Annotated in this window: 4 protein-coding genes; all 4 read right to left on the bottom strand. The window is 65.2% G+C overall.

Annotated features, from left to right (window positions below):
* Window positions 1–200, bottom strand: a 200-nt coding sequence (locus MOV75_RS37320; protein WP_247007904.1) for a DUF1178 family protein, incomplete at its 3' end; no start/stop codon positions are given.
* On the bottom strand, window positions 197–1,075 hold the full coding sequence (locus tag MOV75_RS37315) for a carbon-nitrogen hydrolase family protein (protein WP_246929724.1): 879 nt from the start codon (window positions 1,073–1,075) through the stop codon (window positions 197–199). The genes MOV75_RS37315 and MOV75_RS37320, both read right to left, overlap by 4 nt.
* On the bottom strand, window positions 1,072–1,347 hold the full coding sequence (gene grxC, locus MOV75_RS37310) for a glutaredoxin 3 (protein WP_246929723.1): 276 nt from the start codon (window positions 1,345–1,347) through the stop codon (window positions 1,072–1,074). Before grxC ends, MOV75_RS37315 begins: the two co-directional genes overlap by 4 nt.
* 47 nt (window positions 1,348–1,394) lie before the next feature.
* Window positions 1,395–1,610: ComF family protein (locus MOV75_RS37305; RefSeq protein ID WP_258719606.1), on the bottom strand; the 216-nt coding region annotated here is incomplete at its 5' end.

Here is a 1,610-nt window from a genome sequence, read left to right as displayed (position 1 = left end):
GGCTCCGGCGGCGGGCTCGCGCGCCCGCGGCCCTTCTTGCCGACGATGCGCGGCGCCATGATTGCCTTCTCGACCTTGGCCGAGCCGCAGATCGGACAGGTCACGAGCTTGCGCTTGACCTGAGAATCATACGCCGACGAGCTCTGGAACCAACTTTCGAAGTCGTGGTCCCGGTCGCAGCGTAGCGCATAGCGGATCATGCCGATCCCCGTACGAGGTGCAGATGATCCGGCCCCGCCTTGGGGTCGGACACGCCAAAGCGGCGGCCGTGCTGGAGCGAGGGGATCGCGCGACGCGCGGTCTCGACCTTGGCCGGATCGATCTGGGCCATGATGATGCCGGGCTCGACGTCGCCCTCGGCGAGGATCTCGCCCCAGGGATCGATGATCAGCGAATGGCCGTAAGTCTCGCGCTTGTTCTCATGCAAGCCTGCCTGCGCTGCGGCGAAGATGAAACAGCCGGTCTCGATCGCGCGCGCGCGCAGCAGCACGTGCCAATGCGCTTCGCCGGTCTTGCGGGTGAAGGCCGAGGGCACGGTGATGAAATACGCGCCGCTCTCGGCGAGAGCGCGATAGAGCGCGGGGAAGCGCACATCGTAGCAGATCGTCAAGCCCACCCGGCCCCAGGGCAGGTCGGAGATCACGGCGGTCTCACCGGGCTGGTAATTGGCGGATTCGCGATAGCTCTCGCCGTCCGGCAGCTCGATGTCGAACATGTGGATCTTGTCGTAGCTCGCGAGCACATTGCCCTCGGGCCCGATCAGGAAGGAGCGATTGACCGCCTTCTCCGGCGAGAAGCGCAGCGCCAGCGAGCCGACATGGAGGTGGATCTTCAGTTCCGCCGCGAGCGCGCGGTAAGCCTTCAGCGAGGTGTCGTCCTCCTCGCTCTGCAGATGCTCGAACAGCGCCTTGCGGTTCAGCTGCATCATGTTGCTGACTTCGGGCGTCTGCACGTAATCGGCGCCATTCCCCGCAGCCTGCCGGATCAGCCTGGTGGCCTGCGCGAGACTGGGCTCGGGCATCAAACCGGTGCGCATCTGAACCATCGCGGCGGTGAACGTCCGATTCTCGCTCATGAAACTGCCTTCACGCTTTCGAGCATGCCGTCGAGCTTGCCCTCGCGATCGAGGGCGTAGAGGTCGTCGCAGCCGCCGACATGAGCTCCGCCGATCCAGATCTGCGGGAAGGTCGAGCCCTCGCCGGCGCGGTCGTACATCTCGGCCCGCCAGGAAGGGTTCTTGGCGACGTCGAATTCGGTGAAGGCCACCTTCTTGCGGGTCAGCAGCGACCTGGCAGCGGAACAATAGCCGCAGCCCGGCCTGGTGTAGATCTCGACAGCAGCAATCATCTCGTCTGGCGCTCTCTTGTCATGAATTCATTGAATTATATGGGACTTTACCTGACCTCCACAACCCGGGCGAACACCAGCACGTCGACCTGGGCCGCTTTGGCACGCAACAGGGCCCGCGCGCAGGCATCCAGCGTCGCGCCGGAGGTCAGGACGTCGTCGATCAGGACAATGCGCCGGCCCTGGACTTCAGCCTGGCGGTCCGGGGATACCTGGAACGCGCCCTGCACATTGGTGGCGCGCTGGGCCCGCGAGAGGCCGAT

The sequence above is a fragment of the Bradyrhizobium sp. PRIMUS42 genome, assembly GCF_023006515.1.
GTDB lineage: Bacteria > Pseudomonadota > Alphaproteobacteria > Rhizobiales > Xanthobacteraceae > Bradyrhizobium.
This window is presented reverse-complemented; position numbering and strand designations above follow the sequence as displayed.